We start from the raw sequence: 22,260 nt of genomic DNA on the forward strand, positions 1-22,260 counted from the left end.
CGTCCCATGTTCGGCCTCTTTTTGTAAGCGCTGCGGCTTACTTATCCACAACTATAGGGCAGCCGCTAGGGTTTGGGTAGTCGGAATTTTCAACCGCAAGATAAAGGGTCAGGCCAAATGTGCAGCGACATGTCTTTGATGAGGCGCAGTGCGGTGTTCAAACAGGTAAATCCCCTGCCAGGTTCCAAGAACCATTCGGCCCTTCGACACTGGGATCGACAATGACACAGGCATGAGTGCTGCCTTGATATGTGCTGGCATGTCATCCGGCCCTTCATAAGTATGGCGCAGATAGGACATAGCCGGATGGTCAGACGGAGGCACAAGGCGTTCGAAAAAGGCCTGAAGATCGGTTTGAACCTCGGGGTCGGCGTTTTCCTGGATCAGCAGTGAGCACGAGGTATGGCGGACAAACAGCGTCAGAACGCCATCACCAGCCCCCTGATCAACCCAGTGACGGACGTCAGACGTGAATTCGTATAGCCCCGGTCCTTGGGTGTGCACTACGAATTCAGTCTGCATCGTGACGATCCTGTTGGTTTATCAGTCGTTGAAGAACGGCCGATAATTACACTGGGCGTTTGCACCTTGTACAGATTCACTGTTGCCGGGCTGAAAGCCGAACGAGATAAAGCTGCTGGGTTGCACATCGACGGACTGGGGTTGCTTGATCGAAAACTGAATCGCCGTTCTGCGTCCGGTGGTGACACTGGGCCCATAACCGCGCAAGACATAGATCCGGTCCATCCAGCCAAGTCCCAGGGTTCGACGTGCATAATCCGCAGCCGCACACCAGTACCCTTCCGTACGCTGATCGCCTCGCGGGATAACCTCGAAGTCTGTGGCGTTGATCGGTTCAGTTCGATACCCGTTTCGCGCAGCATCCGCAGTCAAGGGAACACTGAAGGCAACTATGGCCAATGCGGCAAGTGTAGAAAACATTTTCATCGTTAAATCTTCCCTGATTGTGTGTCCCAGTTAGGTTAGTCCAGCTTCGCAAATTGCACAGTGCCCCTCACGATCAATTCAGCCAGCTCCGCGCATTGTGTGATCAGGTGTGAGCCAACCTTGGTACCGGATCAGCAATCCCAACCCGGGCGCATTGGCCGAAACGTCGAACCTGAACCGGCCTTGCGCGTCCTGCCATTCACGCGTGTTCGAACGCGGCAATGCAAAAGCGGGCAAAGGAACGCCAAATACGCTCAGTCGGAGAATTTCAATGCGCAACACGCCGTTTTGCAGGCTCGCCCGCAACCAGATAGAAATCGCCCCGAATTTTTCTCGGACACAGTTCCGATTTGCGTCGTAGACCAGATGCGAAGTGGTGCAATGGCCACCAAAGTCGCGGGTCCAAGTTAAGGTTTCGCCCATCCTGTTTATCGTAACAGATACAGGAACGTCTTTGCCGCCGGGAGGAAACCCGGCCAAATTTGTCGCGATCTTGGTGAGAAAACCGGTGCCCCGCTCGATGTCGCATTGGCCTGAATACTGACCTTCCGTGCTGTGCAGCCACTGAACCGCATTGGGCAAGCTGTGATTGGGGGCCAAAGCTTGCAAAAACGGGTCACTTGACATCAAAAGCCGTCGCTTGCAAATCGCGCTTTCACGTCGGCACCCGGTATCAGACATGTGCCGGATCTGCCGAACAGATTGTACCTGTTCCGTGCTATCAGGCGGTATACGGGAACTTTCAGCGCTTTGGGCAGGAAGCGGCATATCGACAACAGCTTCCACATTCCCGGCAATTGACGCATGGCTGCGGCAAACGCATCCAGATGCTGATAGACCACACCATCGACGATTACCAAGTTGGTTTCAAAGTTCCGTGTCGGCAAACCCAGCTGTTGGTAGAGCTTTTGCCCAAGCGGAGATTGCGCAGTTGCAAACTGAAAACACCGCAACTTGTCATGTCTGAGCATGAACTTGAAGAACCACGAACACAGGACGCATTCGCCGTCGAACACAATCAGGTTCGGGCCGTAGCCTTCTGAATTTAAGCCACTTTCTCGCACGTCTTTGGTATCCGAGACCTCGCTTTTCCAGAAAGGTCGCAAATCTTTGGCCTCGGAACAATGCGACATCTGCGAAAGGAAGCGTGCCGGGGAGCGCTGAGCAGAGAGTGGTGATTTCTCCGAAGGCTCTGACCTCATCCCCATGAAGGTGCTAACCCGGCAACACGCCTTATCTGGGTATTCAGACCGTGATGTTCATGTGAGGCCTGGTCAATTCCTTGCGGGATTCTGCCATCGACGATCGCGGGTCTGCGAAAATCACAATCGCCTTACGGAATTCTATGATATGCTGCCTATGGTTTTGTAATCGTAAGGTATTGTTATTGCGATGGACGTGGATGTTGGCCGTCTTCATTTCTTTGTTCAGGCGTTGGATCGCTACAGCGGCAATGCGAACATGTCTCGGGCTGTTCTGGGCCAAACCGGACTGAAGCCGCAAGACATCGCCCCCCCGGTTGAGACATGCAGCATTCAGAAAGAAGCCCTCTTCATCCGGTATGCCTGTGACGCCACCAAAGATATAACATTTGCGGCCCGCACCGGGCTTGAGGTCACCTCGGCCTCAACCGTGACGGCATATATCAGCAAATATTCCAGAGACCTGAAACAGGTGATGGAGAACCTTTCACGGTTTCACGGGATTATTGACCCGGCTATCGCGCTCAGTTTGCGCGTCGCAGGCAACTTTGCAGCTTTGGAAGCGGATTGGAAAGATGCTGGATTTGCACGCTACCATCGACGCACCGAATTTCTGATCTTCGCCGCACTGGCAAGAATGCGCAATCTGACCCAGATCAACCTGCAACCGATTGAAATTCGGTTTCATCACAAGGTCGGGGATCAAGCCAAAAGCTTTGAAAAGATTGCTGGTTTTCCGGTGATCTTTGGCTCGGAGAAAATGGAGATCGTGCTGCCACTTTCAGCGCTGGAGCTACCGGTTCCCACATATGATCCCAAACTGCGTGAACATCTTCTGGAATACGGTGAACGCCTGCTGGCCGAATGCGAAAAACCAAACCGCTCGATCCGCGCGCGGACCGAAGGCATGATCACTAAGTCCCTGCCCGGCACCATACCGCAGGCCGAAGCCATTGCGTCTGAGCTTGGGATGAGCTTGCGAACCTTTAGCCGCCGCCTGAAAGAAGAAGGTACAAGCTATCGCGACATCGTGGACGACCTAAGGTGTGATTTGGCACAGACCTTTCTGAACAACCGGATGTCCTTGTCAGAGATTTCGTTTTCGCTGGGGTATGCGGATCAGGCCGCCTTCTCAACCGCCTTCAAACGCTGGACAGGGCAGCCACCAAGCGCCTTCAAAACCCGTGTCGAACATCCCATTCGAACGTAAGACCGGGGGTCATCGGCCCTTAGGCCTCGCCCCGGCCCTGTCCCATGAGTGGACAAGACCGATATAGAAATCGACAGCGCCCGTGCCGTGTGAATTCCCGCCAATGTGATGAGAGAACAGGCCAATGTGATGGCCAAACGAAAAAGGCGCCTCGTGTGAGGCGCCTCTGTATCTACTGATCCAGGAAAGACCGTAGCTTTCGAGATCGGCTGGGGTGCTTCAACTTGCGCAGTGCCTTCGCCTCGATCTGGCGGATCCGTTCGCGGGTCACGCTGAACTGCTGGCCAACCTCTTCCAGAGTGTGGTCGGTGTTCATACCGATGCCGAAACGCATCCGCAGAACCCGTTCCTCACGCGGCGTGAGCGAGGCCAGAACCCGAGTGGTCGTTTCCTTGAGGTTCTCTTGAATGGCGCTGTCCAGAGGCAGCACGGCATTCTTGTCCTCGATGAAATCGCCCAGCTGGCTGTCTTCTTCGTCACCGATTGGCGTTTCCAGCGAGATTGGTTCTTTGGCGATTTTCATCACCTTGCGAACCTTCTCAAGCGGCATTTGCAGCTTTTCTGCCAGTTCTTCCGGCGTCGGCTCGCGTCCGATTTCGTGCAGCATCTGACGACCGGTCCGAACCAGCTTGTTTATCGTTTCGATCATGTGAACCGGAATACGGATCGTGCGGGCCTGATCCGCGATAGACCGCGTGATCGCCTGACGAATCCACCAAGTCGCATAGGTCGAGAACTTATAGCCGCGGCGGTATTCGAACTTGTCCACCGCCTTCATCAAGCCGATGTTACCTTCCTGAATAAGATCAAGGAATTGCAGGCCGCGGTTCGTGTATTTTTTGGCAATCGAGATCACCAGACGTAGGTTGGCCTCGACCATTTCCTTCTTGGCCTGACGTGCCTCTTTCTCGCCCTTCTGAACCTGTTGCACGATGCGGCGGAATTCAGAGATATCCAGACCGACATATTGACCGACCTGAGCCATATCGTTGCGCAGTTCTTCGACCTTAGCCGTCGAGCGTTCGATGAACATCTGCCACCCCCGGCCCGGCTTTTCAGCCATCTCGGACAACCAGTTCGGATCCAGTTCGCGACCCCGGTAGGCTTCGATGAACTCACGACGGTTGATACGGGCCTGATCGGCAAGCTTCACCATCGCGCTGTCCAGAGACATGACACGGCGGTTAATACCATAAAGCTGGTCGATCAGCGCTTCGATCCGGTTGTTGTGCAGATGAAGGCCATTCACCAGCTCAACGATTTCGGCGCGCAGCTTCTGATAGGTTTCTTCGTCTTTTTCACTGAACGAGCCATCTTCATTCAGAGTGGCCGAAATCCGGCTATCCTGCATTTCCGACAACATCGAGAAATCGGTCGAGATGCGTTCAAGCGTGGTCAGGACCTGATCCTTCAGCGCCGCTTCCATCGCGGCCAGCGACATGTTGGCCTGATCGTCATCATCGTCGTCATCGTCATTGTTCAGCGGATTGCCGTCAGCATCCAGCTCGGGGCCGGTGTCCTTTGCGGGCTTGGCTGCCTGCACTGTGGATGTGTCGACCACAGGCTCTTCCACATCACCGTCTTCGTCCATCTGATTGCCAAATGTGGCCTCCAGATCGATGACGTCGCGCAGAAGAATGTCTTCGGACAACAATTCGTCATGCCAGATGGTGATCGCCTGGAAGGTCAGAGGGCTTTCGCACAGCCCCTGGATCATGGTGTTCCGACCCGCTTCAATCCGCTTGGCGATAGCAATTTCGCCCTCGCGGCTCAGCAGTTCAACCGAACCCATCTCGCGCAGATACATGCGGACGGGGTCATCTGTTCGGTCCAGTTTTTCTGTGGCGGCCCCAGCCAATGCAACTTCACGGTTGCTATCGGTGGTGGTCAGTTCGGTCGAGCCTTTGTTCTCTTCCTCTTCTGCCTCTTCATCTTCGATGATGTTGATGCCCATCTCGGACAGCATCGACATAACGTCTTCGATTTGCTCCGAGCTGACCTGATCTGGTGGCAGAACCTGATTGAGCTGGTCGTAGGTGATGTAACCTTTCTCGCGGGCCTCGGCGATCATCTTCTTGACCTGGGCCTGGCTCATGTCCAGCGAGATTTCCTGTTCCTGCTCTTCGGATTTGCGATCTTCGGTCGTGTCTTTGGCGGCCATTCAATGCTCCTGCAGGGATGGGTGATTCGTTTGAACCGAATCATTAGCGCGTAGAAGTGATTCGGCCACCCGTTTACCCGTTTTTCTTTTCCAGTGCCTTATGAAAACACCACTTTACCGGCGTTTCCGCTCGAATTTGATACCGGACATGATTGCCTTAAACGCGTCTTTCTCGTCGCGATTGATTCGCGCACCGTTGTCGGCAATGTCGAATACGGCCCTGTCTTCGTTCTGGCTGCGGCTTGTACGGTTGCGCTCTTCGGCGGCTTGCGCCAGCCGATATGTCAGCGCCTCATCGGCCAGATCAGACAATTCCTCCGCCGCTTCGGCTATCTCAGCATCCAACCCCTGGAGAGCTTTGATCTTTGCGAGTTCCTCGGCCAGCGTCATCTCGGCCTTTTCAACGTCGCCTGGTTTATACACACAGGGGATCACTGCGACATGGCGAAGGACCAGCAGGTTTTCAAGGGGCTGAGCCCCCAAAGAATCTACAATGTGGTCTTTCAGATGATCCGGATCATCAATCGCGTGACGCAGAATGGCGTCTCGCAGGGCAGCGTATTCGGGGTTGAGGCATTCCATGTCTTCAAGCTGGTGCTCGAACTGGACAACGACCTGTGGGTTTAGGATGGCGATGGCGAGAATGGCCGCCTCGCGCAGTTGGATATCAGCGGTCTCGGACGACGCCAGGAAAGACGCCCGCGCACCCGGCGAGGCGCTCTGCGGAGGCTGCCACTTGCCACGCGGCTGCCACTGTCGGTTCTGTGGTTGGCGCTGGGGACGGAATAGCTGCCAGCGCAAATCCTTGATCTCTTGCCCATAATGCGAGCGGATCGAGGGGTCGCGGATCAGTTTGATCTTGTCGCGCAACGATTTGTCCAGCGCCGCCTTGCGCTCGGGGCTGTCAAAGACTTTCCCTTCGGTCTCACGCTGCCACAGCAGTTTGACCATCGGAATGGCGCTTTCCAGCACCGATTGCACAGCCCCAGACCCTTCTGCCCGCAACAAATCGTCGGGATCCTTGCCTTCGGGCATCAGTGCAAAGCGCAGTGATTTACCCGCTTCGAGCAACGGCAAAGCCAGATCGACCGCTCGCATCGCAGCACGCAGTCCCGCCGTATCACCATCCAGCGCAATGATCGGTTCGTTGGAAACGCGCCAGAGCAATTGCAACTGATGCTCGGTGATTGCCGTGCCCAAAGGGGCGACCGACGCGCCAAAGCCCGCCTCGGCCAGCGCAATCACGTCCATATACCCTTCGGCCACGATCAAAGGCTGCCCTTTGCCCGCCGCCTGCCGCGCAGGGCCATGGTTGAACAGGCTGCGCCCTTTATCGAACAACTCGGTCTCGGGCGAGTTCAGGTATTTAGCGTTATCATTGGGGTCCATCGCCCGCCCACCAAACGCGATACACCGTCCACGCGGATCGCGGATAGGGAACATGATCCGGTTACGGAACGTGTCATAAGGTTTCTTACCCTTGTTGGACGGCTTGGCCAGCCCTGCCCCAAGGATCAGATCCTCAGCCACATTCTTGCCGCGCAGATGATCCCACAGCGCCTGCCACCCATCCGGGGCAAATCCGATCTCCCACCGATCCAGCGCTTGCGCGTCCAACCCTCGACCCGTCAAGTAATCGCGTGCAGGCGCACCCGCCCCTGTTTTGAGTTGCAGTCGGAAGAACTGCACTGCCTGCTCCATCACATCAGCCAATTGCGACCGGCGGTCCTGCTTTTCCTGCGCTTTGGGATCACGGGCGGGCATGGGCATCCCGGCCTCACGCGCCAAAATCTCAACCGCTTCGATGAATGAGACATTCTCGGTTTCCTTCACAAAACTGATTGCGTCGCCTTTGGCGTGACAGCCGAAGCAGTAATAAAACCCCTTCTGGTCATCGACGTGGAACGAGGCCGTCTTTTCATGGTGAAACGGGCATGGGGCCCACATATCCCCCTTGCCTTGGTTGGACTTGCGCTGATCCCACATAACTTTGCGCCCGACGACCTGAGACAGGCTTAGCCGGGTACGCAACTCATCCAGAAATCCGGGGGGCAAAGACATGGGTCAAACCTGCCAGAAATGAAAACCCGCGCCAAGGGGACGGCGCGGGCTTATCCACAAGGAATTGGCGTAACTGTGGATTATTGCTGCAGACACAGCTCCAACCACGCGGCACCCAGATCCTTCTTGCGCACATCGCGCATCTTTTGCTCATAAACCCAGGGCGTAATCAGCGGAATCGCCGCATTATAGTTCTCGGGCCAGGTCGGTGAACTGTCCGCAATCGCCTGTGCGACGTCGCGCTCTTTTACCCTGTCCAACCGTGCCTTCTGGATCGCGGCCACCACATCGGCCTGATATTTACAGCTTTGCTCGGCGCTGTCCTGAGCCAGTGAAGGGCTGGCAAGCAAGGCCGCGACGATGGCGATACGCAACATGGGGTTCTCCCGGATTCGTTTCTTTCGGCGCAGCTTACCTGTCTGGGTCTCGGGCTGCCATAATCCTTTTTGCCACCTGGCACTGCTGAACAACTTGAGAGTGGGGCAGCCAGCCTGCCCCACCCGTTTTGACGTCAGAGCCCTTTGGCGCGGTAGCTTTTCGCCACGCGGTCAATGGCCACGATATAGGCCGCTGTACGCAGGTCCTCTACATCGTCTCGGCTGTGCCAGACCTCGCGCATCGACTGGTAAGCAATGCGCATGGTGTCATCCAGACCGGACCGAACCAGTTCCAACTCGTCAGCCCCTTTCAGATACTGCGTCTTAAAGTCAGGCGACATCGTCCAGGCATCGCCAAGATAGCGGTCCAGCCTTTCCAATTCGCTCACGATCAACTCATGCCGCGCTTCTTCCTGTCGCCGCTGCATCCGGCCAAAGCGGATATGGCTGAGGTTTTTGACCCATTCGAAGTAAGAAACGGTCACACCACCAGCGTTGGCATACATATCCGGGATGATCACTGTGCCCTTCTTGCGCAGAATTTCATCCGCACCTGCCGTCACCGGCCCGTTTGCGGCTTCGATGATCAAGGGCGCTTTGATCCGTTCGGCATTGGACAAGTTGATAACACCTTCCAGTGCAGCCGGGATCAGGATGTCACATTCCGCTTCCAGCACGCTTCCACCTTCGGCCGAGTGGGTCGCATCGGGGTAATCCTTGACCCCGCCATGTTTGACGATCCACTGGCGGACCGCTTCAACGTCGATGCCGTCGGGATTGTACAGCGCACCGTCCCATTCGATGATGCCAACGATGATTGAGCCGTCCTGTTCGCTGAGGAACTTGGCCGCGTGGTACCCCACATTACCCAATCCCTGCACCACTACGCGCTTACCGTCCAGCTTGCCGGACAGGCCAGCTTTCTGCACGTCTTCCGGATGACGGAAGAACTCGCGCAGCGCGTATTGGATGCCGCGTCCCGTTGCCTCAACCCGTCCGGCAATGCCACCCGCGTTCAGAGGCTTACCCGTTACACAAGCGCGCGCGTTGATGTCCGTGGTGTTCATCCGCGCGTATTGGTCGGCCATCCATGCCATTTCTCGTTCACCCGTTCCCATATCGGGGGCCGGGACGTTCTGAGACGGGTTGATCAGGTCACGCTTGGCCAGTTCATAGGCAAAGCGTCGGGTGATCTGCTCCATCTCATGTTCTTCGTACTTTCTGGGATCAATGCACAAACCGCCTTTCGATCCGCCAAACGGCGTCTCAACCAGCGCGCACTTATAGGTCATCAGCGCAGCCAGCGCTTCAACTTCGTCCTGGTTCACGGCCAAAGCATAGCGGATACCGCCTTTGACAGGCTCCATATGTTCGGAATGCACAGAACGGTATCCGGTGAAGGTATGGATTTCCCCCCTGAGCCGCACACCAAATCGTACGGTGTAGGTCGCGTTGCAAACCCGGATCTTTTGCTCCAGCCCCGGCGGTAGGTCCATCAGGGACGCCGCCCTATTGAACATCAAGTCAACACTCTCACGAAAGCTGGGTTCTTTGATGCCGGTCATACAATCCTCCGTATCGATACCAGACGCAACGTCATGACTTTTTGTCGCACCAGTTGCGTCAGGCTGCAATCAAACATTGCACTTTTTTTCATCATTTCATTAACAAATACGTCACCGCCTGTGGATGAGTCGGTCTACCGACTGAATCCTTAACGAATTGTTTTCATTTCATTGACAGATCGGTCTGGGCGACAGGTTTTATAGCCGATTTGCGCGTAAAAAGGCCAAAACCAAGCCTTTTTCGCCCAATTCACGCCATGTTTGAAAACTAAATTTATACCAAATCTCTTTTTATGTCGCACGAATTCTACGTGCGGTGCGGAGTCATCAAATGATTAAACACTCGCTTCAGAACGACGGCTCGATGCCGAAACGCAAAGCTTCCCAATTGCGCGCGTTCGTTGACAGGGAAGACGGCACTTTTACAATCTTCACTCTACTCATCCTGATCCTGATGCTTGCGATCACCGGCATGTCCATGGACATCATGACTCATGAACGTGATCGCGCCAACGTGCAATCCACCTTGGACCGTGCCGTTCTGGCTGCCGCAGACCTGGACCAAAAACTTCCTCCGCAACAGGTTGTCGAAGACTATATGGAAAAGGCCGGTCTGGGCCATCTTGAAAAGACGATTACAGTTGTCGAAGGGTTCGGCTCGAGAACAGTGTCAGCGACGGCAGAGGCGGTCGTGCCAACGCGTTTCCTGCGGTTCGGTACTGTGACAGAGCTGGGGATTGTAGCGGCAAGTACTGCCGAAGAGTCGATCGGTTCGGTCGAGATTTCTCTGGTTCTGGACATGTCTGGGTCTATGACAAGATCGTCTGCCACCGCGGGGAAGTCGAAAATCGAAGTTCTGCGAAGCGCAGCCAAGGAATTTGTCACGCTGATGCTTGAAGAATCCGGCGAGACTAAAATTTCAATGTCGATTGTGCCCTATGCAACGCAGGTCAATGCGGGGCAGGACATTTTGGGCAAGTTCGACAATGTAACGTCGGAACATGCTTATTCGCACTGCGTGAATTTCACATCGGGTCAATTTAGCTCTGCGACGCTTGACCCGTCAGTCTTTTACCAACGCACCGCTCATTTCGACCCATGGCGCTACAGCAGCGCATATGTAAACGGTGGGTATACTGATGGTGAACAGAGCCCCGCTTATTATGTGTGTCCAGTGCGTAATGGCAGTGAGATCACACCTGTTACGGACAACGTTGAGTATCTGCACAATCGCATCGACGCCCTGACGGCAAGCGGCAACACCTCTATTGATGTGGGTATGAAGTGGGGTGTTGGAATGTTGGATCCGACATTCCAGCCGGTGATCAACGATCTGGCGGCCGAAGGCAAAGTGCCTGCGAAATTCTCGGTTCGCCCTGAATCCTTCGACTCGGATGTTCTGAAGGTCGTGATCGTCATGACCGACGGTCAAAACACCACGCAATACATGCTGGACTCGTCTGTCCGCAGTGGACAGACCGATATCTGGTTCAACCCCGAATTTGAGCGGGCAGATGGCAAGAAAGGCGAATACAGCGTTCGTTATGCGCGCAACCCTGATCGGTGGGTTTGGATGCAACATACCGAAGAAAACGGCGGTAGTTACGTCACTGCGGAGCATCCGTTCGGGAACCCCCCCAATGAGAACGACTCGAACGAAGAGATCGGAACTGCAACGCGCCTGACCTATCCCGAACTGTTCGATCTGGCCTCGCTGTGGTGGAATGCCAAGAATAACTACTACTGGCAGTCCAACCATGAAAGCAACTGGTATTGGAACCTTCGGAAATCTGTCGGCTCATCCACAAAAAATACGCGTACGGCCAGCATTTGTGGCGCAGCGAAAGACGAGGGTGTCATCATTTACGGCATTGCGTTCGAGGCACCGACCAACGGCCTGAACACCATCAAGTCCTGCGCCAGCTCGGATAGTCATGTTTACAACGTAAGCGGGCTGAACCTGGAAAAGGCGTTTGCATCGATCGCGTCCTCTATCCGCAAACTGAGGCTGACCCAATGATCCGTAAGACCAAGTCAAAACTTAGCTTCTTCAAGCGATCAGAGACCGGAAACGCGACGATCGAATTTGTTATGATCGTTCCCTTCTTCCTGGCGTTTTTGGGGATTGGGGCGGAAATGAACGTTATCACCACGCAACACGGCGCTCTGGAACAAGGCGTAGATAGGGTGGTTCGGGACATTCGACTGAACACTGGTACAAAATGGGATCATGACGTCATTAAAATCCGGATCTGTGAAATTTCTGGCATCCAGAACTGCGAGGCGAACCTGCGTTTGGAAATGATCAGGCAGAACGCGTTCGTAGGAATAAATCTTCCTGAAAAACCAGACTGCACCGATAGCACGGAAGAGGTTAACCCGCTGCATGAGTTTAAGTTCGACAGCGGTGAATCAAACGAGTTGATGATCCTTCGCGCCTGCCTCCGTGTTGACCCCGTATTCAAGACGTCTGTCATCGCGCGTGAAGTCCCCGACGAATCCGGTCATTACTCTTTGACTGCGACGACGGCATTCGTACAGGAGCCACGGTAAAGCCATGTCTGTCATGCGAAACGTGAAAAAACGCGTCCAAGCCTTCAAGGAAGATGAAAGCGGCATTCTGACAGTAGAAGCCCTGATGATCTTCCCTCTGTTGCTTTGGACTGTCACATTCTCTTTCACAGCATTTGAAGGGTTTCGGCAGAGCGCGTCGAATCAAAAGGCGGCTTATACAGTCAGCGACCTGATCTCGCGTGAATCACAGGAAGTGACCGACATATATATCGACTCGCTACAAGAGTTGATGGGACGGATGATCAACAACCGTTCCGATGTGGATGTTCGGATCTCATTGTTGCGGTACGAAGAAGATGAAGACCGACACGATGTGCGCTGGTCAACCGCACGCGGATACGATTGGGTTTGGGACGACACCAATGTCGAAGAACTCAAAGATCGTCTGCCGCCGATGCCCGACCAAGACACGATTATTTTGGTGGAAACATCGAACGAATATATTCCGATGTTCAAACCGGGTTGGGACTTTGCAACCGGAATTACCTTTGAAAACTTCATCTTCACAAGCCCCCGCTTTGCCGGCAAGGTTGCATGTGACCTAGAGAGACCCCCGGTCATCTGTAAGAAGGAAGACTAGGGCCTCTGACATGAACTTGGCTTCGGCGGCAGCTGTCATGCCGCCCACGCCCACCCTGCGCCCTAGTCGCCACCACAGGCCCGGCGCCCATTTGTTTGATGCTTTGTGACGCATCCGAACCAGAAAACCGTTTGACGGTTTGAACGCGAACACGCCGCGATCAACAGTTTCGATGTCTTCGACTTTCGCAATGATCTGACCTGACCCCGTGCGCAGTTCCGAACGGGTCAACTCGATACGGTCCTGTGTCGCGTACCAGACACGATATGCCAGCCACAGCGACGCTCCACCCACGGCGAACAGGAACGCCTGCCATATCGGCTCGGGCGGGGACGCCAGAGCGACATATGTGACCAGTGCCCCAACCGTCGTCAGCATCCCTACCCCGGCCCAGCGTCTGGGCGAAGATGCCTCAATCGTTGCCAGCACTTCTTCCTGCATGGAAATCTCCTGTTTCGATCCTCTGGATTTAGCCGCTTTGCGCAGGAAACAACAGGGGTTTGGTTTATCTGCAAATTCGCACAGGTTCGGTTTTTCCGCGCGAATTGACTGCGCAAGCGCAGAGTTTACATGCTGCTCAAACAAATCGGAGGTTGCCATGTCTCTCAGACCTACATTGGAAACGCGCAGGGCCATTCCAACGATGGAAGGGGCCGGCGTGAAACTGCATCGCGCATTCGGGTTTCAGGACCCGTCCGAGCTGGACCCTTTCCTGTTGTTCGACGATTTTCGAAACGAACGGCCGCAGGACTATCAGGCCGGGTTTCCCTGGCATCCTCATCGCGGGATCGAGACAATAACCTATGTTCTGGCCGGATCGGTCGAGCATTCCGATTCACTGGGCAACACCGGCACCCTGGGTGCTGGCGATGTGCAATGGATGACGGCAGGGTCAGGTATCTTGCATCAGGAAATGCCGCACGGAAACACCTCGGGGCAGATGCATGGATTCCAATTGTGGGGCAACCTGCCCTCGGATCAGAAGATGACCGCCCCTCGCTATCAGGATGTTCAAAGCAAGGACATTCCCGAAGTCACCGATGACGACGGCACAACTGTTCGGGTAATTGTCGGAGAGTTCTGGGGTAAAACCGGGCCGGTGGATGGTATCGCGGCAGACCCACAATACCTGGACATCTCGATCCCAGCAGGTGTGAAAAAGACGTTTCGGATCGACACCTACCGCCGGGCCTTCGCTTATGTATTTCAGGGGCAGGCCGCCTTTGCCGACGCCTCGCAGCCAACAGGTGTGCTGTTAGAGAAAGAGGTCGCAGGGCAAGAGGTCAACATCCGCGACATGTCAGGCGACAGAACCCTTGTCCGTTTTGGAACCGGAGATGAAATCACGGTTCAGGCAGGCGAGGAAGGCGTTCGGTTCTTGTTGATCTCAGGCGCCCCGATTGATGAGCCGGTCGCGTGGCACGGTCCTATCGTGATGAACACACGCGCCGAGCTGGAACAAGCCTTTCGGGAACTCAGAAACGGGACATTCATTCGCCCCGCGCACTGACACATCGGCGGCCTGATCCTGTCAGGCCGTCACAGCCTTGTGCACCATGTTCCAATAGGTCTGTTCGACCTCATCCAGCGACAATCGGCCACCGGATCGATACCAGGTCATCACACCGTTCAACATCGCAATCACGGCAAGCGTCGCAATCTTGGTGTCTGGTATAGCAAACTGACCAGCTTGCTGCCCGGCGTGAAGGATGTTTTCCAACGCGTTTTCGTATTGTCGGCGAAGGTCCTCAATTTCTGCGAAGTTGTCGGGCGAAAGGTTTCGCAGCTCCATGTAGGCAATGAAAACCTCATCAGGGCGTTGTAAATGGAACCGGATGTGAAACCCGACGAACTGGCGCAGCGCTTCCTCCGCGTCATCGCCACCTTGCAAATCGTGAAACGCTGACAGCAGCTCTTGCATATGTTCCCGCATCAAACGGTACAGCAGGCTCTGCTTGTCTGGTGTGTAATTGTACAGGGCCCCCGCCTGTACACCGACTTCTTTCGCAATCTGCCGCATCGAAACAGCGGCATAACCGTGACGTGCAAACAGGTGCAGCGCAGCCTTACGAATGCGGGGGCCGGTAATGTCAGAATGAGAGCCTTGGGTTCGTGCCATGTCTTCACAGTATCTGAACAATTGTTCAGATAGAACCCTGCTTGATCGAAGACATCAAAACGTGCATCACAAGAGGGCTCGAGAAACCAAAAGCGTGCCCTATGAAACTGCTGCCTTTACTTCCTCTTGTTTTTCTTTGTGCCGGGTGCGCGGATTTTCCTGAGTTGGAAGGAAGCGAACCTGCTTCAGTTAAAAAAGCCCCCTACCCGCGTCTTGTACCGCTACAGGAAACACTTGGCGCCCCCATTGATCCAGTAAGCGAAGCTGTGGCGGTTGAAGAAGACCTGACTCAACGCAGCGAGGCTTTGGCACAAAAGGCGGAAGCGCTGCAAAACGCGCAAACCAACTAAAGCACGGCATTCCCCCCACAATCACCCGCTGATGGATTGCACCCTTGGCCCGAACCCGCTAAGGCAGCGCTGATCGGAAAAGCATCCGAATTCAGTTAGATTCCGGCGGAAAGGGACACGCGACATGACACAGGCACTGCGGCTGGGAATTGCGGGCTTGGGAACAGTCGGCGTCGGTGTCGTCAAGATTGTGCGCCGCCATGCCGACCTGCTTAAAGCCCGCACAGGCCGTTCGATTGAGATCGTGGCCGTATCCGCACGAGATCCAAACAAAGACCGCGGAGTGAACCTGTCGGATTACGCCTGGGAAACCGATCCGGTCGCTTTGGCGAAGCGCGACGATATCGATGTTTATGTCGAGTTGATGGGTGGCGAAAACGGCCCTGCAAAAGCTTCGGTTGAAGCGGCTTTGGCGTCAGGCAAGGATGTTGTCACGGCCAACAAAGCACTGCTGGCCATCCACGGTCAGGAACTGGCGGAACAGGCCGAGGCCACAGGTCGTGTCATCCGGTTCGAGGCGGCAGTTGCCGGTGGCATCCCGGTGATCAAATCCCTCACCGAGGGTCTGGCAGGAAACGAGATTACGCGTGTGATGGGCGTGATGAACGGCACCTGCAACTACATCCTGACCCGGATGCAATCGCAGCGTCAGGGGTATAATGCACTGTTCGATGAGTGCGCCGAACTGGGCTATCTTGAGGCTGACCCCAATCTGGACGTGGGGGGCATCGACGCGGCGCATAAACTGGCGCTGCTGGCCTCGATCGCTTTTGGCACCAAGCCGAATTTCGACGGAATCGAGATTGAAGGTATTCAGCAGATCAGCCTGGACGATATCGATCAGGCCGAGGATATGGGCTTTCGCATCAAACTGCTGGGCGTGGCGCAGCGCACCGCACGCGGGCTTGAGCAACGTATGCAACCCTGCCTCGTGCCCAGCGACTCGCCCCTGGGTCAGTTGGAGGGTGGCACCAATATGGTGGTGATCGAAGGAGACTCGGTCGAACAGGTCGTGTTGCGCGGTCCCGGAGCGGGTGAAGGCCCGACGGCCAGTGCCGTTATGGGGGATGTGTGCGATCTGGCACGCGGTCTTCAGATCTCGACCTTTGGCCGCCCTGCCACATCTCTTGAGGCCGCCAAACCGGCGGTGACAGGTCTGCCTGCGCCATATTATTTGCGGCTGGGCCTAATGGACAAACCGGGTGCTCTGGCCAAGGTGGCCGCCATTTTGGGCGACGCTGGCGTTTCGATCGATCGGATGCGCCAGTATGCCCATGCCGAAAGCACCGCACCCGTGCTGATCGTCACCCACAAAACCACTCGCGCCGCTCTGGACGTCGCGCTGGATGGTTTCCGCAACACGGATGTAGTGGCCGGTGAGCCTGTTGCGTTGCGGATTGAAGAGGTTTGATCTTGCGGCCTGCATGAAACGCACGTTATGCCGGAAGAAACGGCTTTACTGACCAAGGGATACTGAACAATGAGTGCTGCCAAAACCGATTTCAACGACCGCCTGCTGTCTCTGGGGCTGGCAAGGGTGGCGGAGCAGGCTGCACTGGCCTCGGCCTCGCTGGTGGGGCGCGGCGATGAGAAAGCCGCCGATCAGGCAGCTGTAAACGCCATGCGCGAGCAGTTGAACCTGCTGGACATTGCCGGTGTCGTGGTGATCGGTGAAGGTGAACGCGACGAGGCGCCGATGCTGTATATCGGTGAAGAAGTCGGCACCGGAAACGGCCCCGGTGTAGACATCGCGCTGGACCCGCTGGAAGGCACTACGCTGACCGCAAAGGACATGCCTAACGCGCTGACCGTGATCGCCATGGGGCCGCGTGGGTCTATGCTGCACGCGCCGGATGTGTACATGGACAAGCTGGCCGTTGGTCCGGGCCTGCCTGAAGGCGTGGTTAATCTGGACATGTCCCCGCGTGAACGGGTCGAAGCTTTGGCAAAGGCCAAAGGTTGTAAACCGGCCGACATCACCGTCTGCATTCTGGAGCGTCCGCGCCATGAAGCCATGATCGCCGAAGTACGCGAAACCGGTGCCTCGATCCGCCTCATCACCGATGGTGACGTGGCTGGCGTCATGCATTGTGCCGAAAGCGAAGTGACCGGCATTGACATGTACATGGGCCAGGGTGGTGCGCCCGAAGGCGTTCTGGCTGCCGCCGCGCTGAAATGCATGGGCGGTCAGATCTTTGGTCGCCTGTTGTTCCGCAACGACGACGAGCGTGGCCGCGCCGCCAAGGCTGGTATCACTGATCTGGATCGCGTTTATGCACGTGATGAGATGGTGACCGCAGATGTGATTTTTGCAGCAACCGGTGTCACAGGCGGTTCGCTGCTGCCACGCATCAAGCGAGAGCCGGGCTGGGTTGAAACCACAACGTTGCTTATGCGGTCAAAAACCGGGTCCGTGCGCCGCATGTCTTACCGCACGCCCACCTGGCCGCACGACAAGGCGTAACGGCTTGCGCCGTTGCCTTCGGCGAGAGTATTTTTGAAAAGATGAAAAGGCCGGGTCCGCAAGGGTCCGGCCTTGGCGCATAAGAGGCGAGAGATGAGTTTTCTTGGGGTAGAGCAATCATTGACAGGGCGGCGTTGGGTTGGTCCCAGCGCCGAGGTAGAGCGCGCTGCCGAGATGATGGCGCAACAGACCGATCTGCCACGCGCGGTGTGCCAGGTTCTGGCCCGACGCGGCGTGCCCGCGATGGAGGCACGCGGCTTTCTGGATCCCAAGCTCAAGGAATTGTTGCCCGACCCGCGCGCGATGAAAGACATGGAGATTGCAGCGGCACGCTTTCTGGACGCCGTTCGGCATCGCCAGAAGATCGCAGTGTTTGCAGATTATGATGTCGACGGCGGCAGTTCCGCCGCGTTGCTGCTGGTCTGGTTGCGCCAGATGGGATTGCAGGCAACGCTATATGTGCCCGACCGGATCGATGAAGGATACGGCCCCAACGTGCATGCCATGCGGGAACTGGCAGCGGCGCATGACTTGCTCATATGCGTCGATTGCGGGACGCTTAGCCATGATCCGATCGCAGCGGCCAAGGGTGCAGACGTGATCGTTCTGGATCATCACCTTGGAGGTGAGACGCTGCCAGATTGCGTCGCTGTCGTGAACCCCAACCGTCAGGACGAAAGCGGCGATCTTGGCTATCTGTGTGCTGCGGGCGTTGTGTTTCTGATGCTGGTCGAAGCCGGGCGCCAATTGCGTCAAACAGGCGTAAAGGGGCCGGATCTGATGTCGATGCTGGATCTGGTGGCGCTGGCCACTGTGGCTGACGTTGCACCTTTGATCGACGCCAATCGCGCTCTGGTTCGGCAGGGGTTGAAAGTGATGGCGCAGCGACAGCGCCCCGGCCTTGTGGCCCTGTCCGATGTTTCGCGCATGGACACCGCGCCGAACAGTTATCATCTTGGATTTCTGCTGGGTCCCCGTGTGAACGCAGGCGGGCGGATCGGTCAGGCCGATCTGGGCGCGCGGTTGCTAAGCACGGAGTCCCTGCACGAAGCGCAAGCTTTGTCCGAACGTCTGGACGCCTTGAATACCGAACGTAGGGACATTGAAAACGCGGTGCGGGCCGCTGCTGTGGAACAGGCCGAACACCGCGGCCTAGACGCGCCATTGGTGTGGGCGGCTGGCGAAGGCTGGCACCCCGGTGTGGTCGGGATCGTAGCCTCGCGCCTGAAAGAAACTGCCAACCGCCCTGCTATCGTGATTGGCTTTGATGGAGATGAAGGCAAAGGCTCGGGCCGGTCGGTTTCGGGCGCTGATCTGGGGGCCTCAATCCAGCGCCTTGCCGCCGAAGGACTGCTGGTCAAAGGGGGCGGTCACAAGATGGCCGCTGGTCTTACCGTGATGCGCGACAAGCTTGAACCCGCAATGGAGCGCTTGAGCGAGTTGCTGGCCAAGCAGGGTGCCGGTCAGGGCGGCCCAGCCGATCTGAAGCTGGACGGCGCGCTTATGCCCGGTGCGGCAACCGTTGATCTGATAGAACAGGTTGAACAGGCGGGGCCATTTGGGGCCAGCGCCCCTGCCCCACGCTATGCTTTGCCAGACCTGCAGGTGCGCTTTGCCAAACGAGTGGGGGAAACCCATCTGAAGCTTTCACTGGCCGATGGAATGGGTGGTGGCCTGGACGCAATTGCCTTTGGTGCCTTTGACGGCCCGATGGGCGAGAAATTGTCAAATCACGGCGGTGCACGCTTTCATTTTGCGGGTCGGCTTGAGGTGAACACATGGGGTGGGCGACAATCCGTACAACTTCGGCTGGAGGATGCGGCAGAGGCCAATTGACGCTCTGCGTCAGAGGCCCAAAAAACTTTCACATCCCTGCATTTTTCCGCTTGCGGGGGTCACGGTGAAACCGTAAAAGGCCCTCCACAAGCCAGCGTGGCCCGTTCGTCTATCGGTTAGGACGCCAGGTTTTCAACCTGGAAAGAGGGGTTCGATTCCCCTACGGGCTGCCACTTGTGCTTGTGCCACTACCAAATGGCCCGTTCGTCTATCGGTTAGGACGCCAGGTTTTCAACCTGGAAAGAGGGGTTCGATTCCCCTACGGGCTGCCATTTCCTTCGCTAACTTCCGAACTTTTCGCGACACAGGTCTTCGATCTGAGTCCAGATCGATTTGTATTCCGGTGTGTTTTCCGCTGCATAATGGAAGTTCTTAATCAGCCCGGTAAGCTGCGTGAACACCTGCCGTACTTCGGCTTTGTCCGAGAAGGCCGCCGTAGACTGTGTGACATCATAGACAAGCTTGAACGTCATTTTCTGCCGCTCCAGCGGTACGGTCGCATCAACCTTGTCGAAGGCGTCCTGCTGCAGATAGACCATGTCAACAAACAGCGCTTTTTGCTGGGTGACAAAGTCTTCGATCGTGACACCCTCTTCCCCCGTGACCTGCATCATCTGGTCAACTTGTTCGCCCTTTTCGATCAGGGCGATCAGGTCGCGCACTTTATCCGTCCAGCCCGGTTCGGCGTTCCTGTCGTACCAATCCGACAACTGGTCGGTGTACCGAGACCAACTGAGCATCGGGTCAACCGCCGGATAAAAGCGTTTGTAGGCACGCTCGGACGACAGGCCGAGGAAGCACTTGACCGTCGACAGGGTGGATTGGGTCACCGGCTCGTCAAAGTTGCCGCCCGCAGGTGAAACCGTTCCGATCAGCGTCAGGCTGCCCAGATCACCGTCATTGGTTTTCAGGGCCCCTGCGCGTTCGTACAACCCTTTGATTGAGCTTTCCAGGTAGGCGGGGAACCCCTCCTCGCCGGGAATTTCCTCAAGCTTGCCTGATGTTTCCCGCATGGCTTGCGCCCAGCGGCTGGTACTGTCGGCGATCAGCAATACGTCATAGCCCATCTGGCGGTAGTATTCGCCCAAGGTAATGCCGGTGAAGATAGATGCCTCGCGCGCTGCAACCGGCATGGATGAGGTGTTACAGATGATGATCGTTCTGTCCATCAGGCTGCCGCCCGTGGTTGGATCGGTCATCTTCGGGAACTCTTCGATGGTTTCCACCACCTCCCCTGCCCGTTCACCGCAGGCCACTACGATCACGATATCGACCTTTGCGTTCCGCGCGATCAGGTTTTGTAGCACGGTCTTGCCCGCCCCGAACGGTCCGGGAATACAGGCGGTTCCGCCGCGGGCAATCGGGAAGAAGGTGTCGATCAGACGTTGCGAAGTCAGGACAGGCTCGGTCGGATACAGGCGCTCGGACAAGGTGCGTTTCAGGATGTTTTCCGGCAATGGCCGTCGAACCGGCCATTTCTGCGACAGGGTCAGAGTATGCTCACCACCGTTCTCGTCTTCCAGACGGGCCACAATGTCATGGATCGTGGCCGCGCCCTTTTGTACCCAGACCACCTTGTACGTGCCGGACCAATTGAACGGCAGCATGATCTTGTGGCTGAAGTGGCCTTCGGGCGCTGTCCCGATACTATCCCCGGCGGTTACTGTGTCGCCAACTTTGACCGAAGGCGTGAAGGACCATTTCGCCAGCTCATCCAAGGGTGCCACATCTGCACCACGCGGCAGGAAGGTGCCAAATTCGGCGGCCAATTTGGGCAGAGGCGATTGCAACCCGTCAAACACCTGCCCCAATAGTCCCGGCCCCAGCTCAACCGACAGCAACTGACCCGATTGCTCAACCGGATCGCCAACGGCCACACCGTCGGTACTTTCATAGACCTGTACGTCTGCGGTATCTCCACGTACACGCAACACCTCGGCTTTCAGACGTTCCTGACGCCCACCGGGACCGGGGCGCGATGGCAGGATGAACACCACTTCGTTTTTGACCAATTGGCCGGGCTGACCGGTCGCGTCAGGGTTGGCTTGTATTTGCACAAGCCCTTCCTGAACCGAGACGACCCGTGCGGTCGAGGTTTGCTTAGCTGAGGTTGGGGCTGTCATGCGCTTGCTCCCTCAAAATCAATATCGGCGACATCGGCCATGGCCTGCTGCGCCAGTTTCTCAAATCGCTTGGCCGCTTCGGTGGCGCTGCTTTGCGCCCAGCGGTCAAAAATATTCCAGATTAGGACGTAGATTGCGACCGCCTCAAAATCGAACATGTGGCGGGCTGCGTGTCGTTTGAGTTGCTTTTGGCTGATCGATAAAAGCAGACGTTCCAGCCCAAGCGGATCTTCGTCTTCGAGCAATTGGTGCGCCTCTTTCAGCCACGGCATGGGCGTATCCAACCCAAATGTAGGATCGGTCCAATGGGTTGGAATGTGGCGGCTCCATCGCCCGACACCGAATGAACCTGTAGGCGCGGGTTCTCCGCGTTTTCTCAGGCGCAGTGCTGCAACAACCGAGCGGAGTTCCATGCGTTCCATGAAGAGTTTGCGCAAGGTGGGCTGTGGTATGTCCTTCAACGCCTGTTTACAGCGCTGGATCGCCTGAACGTCTGTGACATCCATGTCATAGGCGCTCCAACTCAGCGTGTGCTCAAGAACATTCAAAACCTTGGCATCATCCGCTGTCAGAGCCGTCAACCGACGCTCGAGCCTGATACGCGAAAGCGGAGGCTGTTTGGCAACAAACAAGCGCTCCGACCCCGGAAGACTGCACATCAACGCAATATAGGCGTCCTGTTTTGACATC

21 protein-coding genes and 2 tRNA genes are annotated in these 22,260 nt (G+C 56.3%); 11 read left to right on the top strand and 12 right to left on the bottom strand.

What is annotated here, in order from left to right; all coding sequences use genetic code 11:
- Window positions 1-108: 108 nt before the first annotated feature.
- The 4 genes from ACR3EH_RS02835 to ACR3EH_RS02850 form a co-directional block, all read right to left on the bottom strand.
- Window positions 109-522, bottom strand: coding sequence for a secondary thiamine-phosphate synthase enzyme YjbQ (locus tag ACR3EH_RS02835; RefSeq protein ID WP_171182618.1), 414 nt, complete (start codon window positions 520-522; stop codon window positions 109-111).
- 21 nt (window positions 523-543) lie between these two features.
- Complete coding sequence (locus ACR3EH_RS02840) at window positions 544-948, bottom strand: hypothetical protein (protein ID WP_171182616.1); 405 nt, start codon at window positions 946-948, stop codon at window positions 544-546.
- 78 nt (window positions 949-1,026) lie between these two features.
- On the bottom strand, window positions 1,027-1,575 hold the full coding sequence (locus ACR3EH_RS02845; protein ID WP_171675478.1) for a DUF4166 domain-containing protein: 549 nt from the start codon (window positions 1,573-1,575) through the stop codon (window positions 1,027-1,029).
- The gene (locus ACR3EH_RS02850) at window positions 1,575-2,054 is read right to left on the bottom strand and encodes a thiol-disulfide oxidoreductase DCC family protein (RefSeq protein ID WP_371732068.1); all 480 of its coding nucleotides are present in this window, start codon (window positions 2,052-2,054) and stop codon (window positions 1,575-1,577) included. The genes ACR3EH_RS02845 and ACR3EH_RS02850 overlap by 1 nt, the downstream gene beginning before the upstream one ends.
- 286 nt (window positions 2,055-2,340) lie before the next feature.
- Here ACR3EH_RS02850 and ACR3EH_RS02855 point away from each other — a divergent pair, with 286 nt between their 5' ends.
- Window positions 2,341-3,360, top strand: coding sequence for a helix-turn-helix domain-containing protein (locus ACR3EH_RS02855; protein ID WP_171646765.1), 1,020 nt, complete (start codon window positions 2,341-2,343; stop codon window positions 3,358-3,360).
- 172 nt (window positions 3,361-3,532) lie between these two features.
- Here the strand turns inward: ACR3EH_RS02855 and rpoD are convergent, their stop codons facing one another.
- The 4 genes from rpoD to ACR3EH_RS02875 all read right to left on the bottom strand — a co-directional run bounded on the left by rpoD (window position 3,533) and on the right by ACR3EH_RS02875 (window position 9,524).
- Window positions 3,533-5,521: an RNA polymerase sigma factor RpoD gene (gene rpoD, locus ACR3EH_RS02860; RefSeq protein WP_171089229.1), complete on the bottom strand. Its 1,989-nt coding sequence runs from the start codon at window positions 5,519-5,521 to the stop codon at window positions 3,533-3,535.
- A 114-nt stretch (window positions 5,522-5,635) separates the two neighbouring features.
- Window positions 5,636-7,582, bottom strand: coding sequence for a DNA primase (gene dnaG / locus ACR3EH_RS02865; protein WP_171182609.1), 1,947 nt, complete (start codon window positions 7,580-7,582; stop codon window positions 5,636-5,638).
- Window positions 7,583-7,662: 80 nt separating this feature from the next.
- Window positions 7,663-7,959 carry a hypothetical protein gene (locus ACR3EH_RS02870; protein ID WP_171675476.1) on the bottom strand — a complete coding sequence of 99 codons (297 nt, stop codon included), beginning with the start codon at window positions 7,957-7,959 and terminating at the stop codon, window positions 7,663-7,665.
- 134 nt (window positions 7,960-8,093) lie between these two features.
- Window positions 8,094-9,524: a Glu/Leu/Phe/Val family dehydrogenase gene (locus ACR3EH_RS02875; RefSeq protein ID WP_171089223.1), complete on the bottom strand. Its 1,431-nt coding sequence runs from the start codon at window positions 9,522-9,524 to the stop codon at window positions 8,094-8,096.
- Between the two features lie 331 nt (window positions 9,525-9,855).
- Between ACR3EH_RS02875 and ACR3EH_RS02880 the strand changes: the two genes are divergently transcribed.
- From ACR3EH_RS02880 to ACR3EH_RS02890, 3 genes are read left to right on the top strand one after another with little or no spacing between them, the layout of a single operon-like run.
- Window positions 9,856-11,544, top strand: coding sequence for a pilus assembly protein TadG-related protein (locus ACR3EH_RS02880; protein ID WP_171182607.1), 1,689 nt, complete (start codon window positions 9,856-9,858; stop codon window positions 11,542-11,544).
- The gene (locus ACR3EH_RS02885) at window positions 11,541-12,077 is read left to right on the top strand and encodes a TadE/TadG family type IV pilus assembly protein (protein WP_171182605.1); all 537 of its coding nucleotides are present in this window, start codon (window positions 11,541-11,543) and stop codon (window positions 12,075-12,077) included. The genes ACR3EH_RS02880 and ACR3EH_RS02885 overlap by 4 nt, the downstream gene beginning before the upstream one ends.
- A gap of 4 nt (window positions 12,078-12,081) precedes the next feature.
- A complete protein-coding gene (locus ACR3EH_RS02890) occupies window positions 12,082-12,678 on the top strand; it encodes a TadE/TadG family type IV pilus assembly protein (RefSeq protein WP_171182603.1) in 597 nt (198 codons plus the stop codon).
- Here ACR3EH_RS02890 and ACR3EH_RS02895 read toward each other — a convergent pair.
- The gene (locus ACR3EH_RS02895; protein ID WP_171182601.1) at window positions 12,640-13,119 is read right to left on the bottom strand and encodes a hypothetical protein; all 480 of its coding nucleotides are present in this window, start codon (window positions 13,117-13,119) and stop codon (window positions 12,640-12,642) included. The two genes, ACR3EH_RS02890 and ACR3EH_RS02895, sit on opposite strands and share 39 nt — an antisense overlap.
- A gap of 157 nt (window positions 13,120-13,276) precedes the next feature.
- On the opposite strand from ACR3EH_RS02895, the gene ACR3EH_RS02900 reads away from it, so the two are divergent.
- Window positions 13,277-14,188 carry a pirin family protein gene (locus tag ACR3EH_RS02900; RefSeq protein WP_171182599.1) on the top strand — a complete coding sequence of 304 codons (912 nt, stop codon included), beginning with the start codon at window positions 13,277-13,279 and terminating at the stop codon, window positions 14,186-14,188.
- Window positions 14,189-14,209: 21 nt separating this feature from the next.
- Here the strand turns inward: ACR3EH_RS02900 and ACR3EH_RS02905 are convergent, their stop codons facing one another.
- Complete coding sequence (locus ACR3EH_RS02905) at window positions 14,210-14,797, bottom strand: TetR/AcrR family transcriptional regulator (protein WP_171182598.1); 588 nt, start codon at window positions 14,795-14,797, stop codon at window positions 14,210-14,212.
- 101 nt (window positions 14,798-14,898) lie between these two features.
- Here ACR3EH_RS02905 and ACR3EH_RS02910 point away from each other — a divergent pair, with 101 nt between their 5' ends.
- The 6 genes from ACR3EH_RS02910 (at window position 14,899) to ACR3EH_RS02935 (ending at window position 19,719) form a co-directional block, all read left to right on the top strand.
- Entirely contained in the window at window positions 14,899-15,147 is a 249-nt protein-coding gene (locus tag ACR3EH_RS02910) for a hypothetical protein (RefSeq protein ID WP_171182596.1), read from the top strand.
- A 124-nt stretch (window positions 15,148-15,271) separates the two neighbouring features.
- A complete protein-coding gene (locus ACR3EH_RS02915) occupies window positions 15,272-16,558 on the top strand; it encodes a homoserine dehydrogenase (protein ID WP_171182594.1) in 1,287 nt (428 codons plus the stop codon).
- A 69-nt stretch (window positions 16,559-16,627) separates the two neighbouring features.
- On the top strand, window positions 16,628-17,611 hold the full coding sequence (gene glpX, locus ACR3EH_RS02920) for a class II fructose-bisphosphatase (RefSeq protein ID WP_171182592.1): 984 nt from the start codon (window positions 16,628-16,630) through the stop codon (window positions 17,609-17,611).
- Window positions 17,612-17,704: 93 nt separating this feature from the next.
- Window positions 17,705-19,447, top strand: a complete 1,743-nt coding sequence (recJ, locus tag ACR3EH_RS02925) for a single-stranded-DNA-specific exonuclease RecJ (RefSeq protein WP_171675474.1) — start codon at window positions 17,705-17,707, stop codon at window positions 19,445-19,447.
- 98 nt (window positions 19,448-19,545) lie between these two features.
- Window positions 19,546-19,620, top strand: a tRNA-Glu gene (locus tag ACR3EH_RS02930).
- A gap of 24 nt (window positions 19,621-19,644) precedes the next feature.
- Window positions 19,645-19,719 (top strand) — tRNA-Glu (locus ACR3EH_RS02935).
- A 9-nt stretch (window positions 19,720-19,728) separates the two neighbouring features.
- Here the strand turns inward: ACR3EH_RS02935 and ACR3EH_RS02940 are convergent.
- A complete protein-coding gene (locus ACR3EH_RS02940; protein ID WP_171675472.1) occupies window positions 19,729-21,570 on the bottom strand; it encodes a V-type ATP synthase subunit A in 1,842 nt (613 codons plus the stop codon).
- Window positions 21,567-22,259: a hypothetical protein gene (locus ACR3EH_RS02945; RefSeq protein WP_171675470.1), complete on the bottom strand. Its 693-nt coding sequence runs from the start codon at window positions 22,257-22,259 to the stop codon at window positions 21,567-21,569. Before ACR3EH_RS02945 ends, ACR3EH_RS02940 begins: the two co-directional genes overlap by 4 nt.
- Between the last annotated feature and the right edge of the window lies 1 nt (window position 22,260).

The organism is Ruegeria sp. BG7 (assembly GCF_056535685.1).